This window comes from Protofrankia coriariae (assembly GCF_001017755.1).
GTDB classification, from domain to species: domain Bacteria; phylum Actinomycetota; class Actinomycetes; order Frankiales; family Frankiaceae; genus Protofrankia; species Protofrankia coriariae.
The window spans coordinates 34,496-35,151 of the sequence record NZ_JWIO01000031.1 but is presented as its reverse complement, the minus strand read 5'-3'; the positions used below and the strand labels follow the sequence as shown (position 1 = coordinate 35,151).

At 70.7% G+C, this 656-nt stretch carries 1 protein-coding gene and 1 pseudogene (1 of these 2 cut by a window edge); both read right to left on the bottom strand.

Annotated elements, in window-relative coordinates:
* Window positions 1-48, bottom strand: partial view of a uracil-DNA glycosylase family protein gene (locus FrCorBMG51_RS34940; RefSeq protein WP_268760578.1) — the 5' portion only. 351 nt of this gene lie to the left of the window's left edge; 48 of the gene's 399 nt are visible here — the first part of the coding sequence; its start codon is at window positions 46-48; its stop codon lies off the left edge, out of view.
* Between the two features lie 7 nt (window positions 49-55).
* Window positions 56-373: pseudogene (locus FrCorBMG51_RS34935) on the bottom strand (uracil-DNA glycosylase family protein); the annotation flags it as partial.
* Between the last annotated feature and the right edge of the window lie 283 nt (window positions 374-656).

The following is a 656-nucleotide window of genomic DNA, read 5'->3' as shown; positions in this document are numbered from 1 at the left end:
GCCCGCCGTTGCGGCGGTACCTGAAATGCTTGACCGCGTTTGTGACATACGCCTCGGCCCGGTCGATCCCGGCGTCCGCGAGCGCCCGGTCAAGCAGCTTGCCGGCGGGCCCGACGAACGGCCGGCCACGCCGGTCCTCGACATCACCGGGCTGTTCGCCGACGAGGACCAGGCGCGCACGCGGATTCCCCTCCCCGAAGACGGTCCGGGTGTCGGGCAGGTCCGCCAGCTCACAGCCCCGGCAGGACGCGGCGGCCGCGGCCAGCCCGGCAAGGTCGGCATCCGGCGGGACGAAGGGCAGGGCACCGCCCCCGCCACGGACACCGGTGCCTGCGCCGGTGCCGGCACCGGTGGGAAAAGAGTCGTTCGTCACGGTCGCATCCTCACATCCCCCGCGGTGGGGCTGATGTCGCCACCCACCCGGTAGCGGGCATGGCCCCGGACAGCCGTAGCGGTAATATTACTCCATGCAATCAGTGCATACTGGACTAATCGGGAACCCACCGAACGCTCCACCGCAGCCAGGGGGGTACTAAGATCATGGAAACGTCCCGGCCTGCGCGGCGCTCTCGCATCCGGATACTCGGCCTCACTCTCGTGGGTGTTCTGCTGGCGCTCGCCAGCGGCTCCTGCGGCGGGTCACGGCAGCCCGCCGG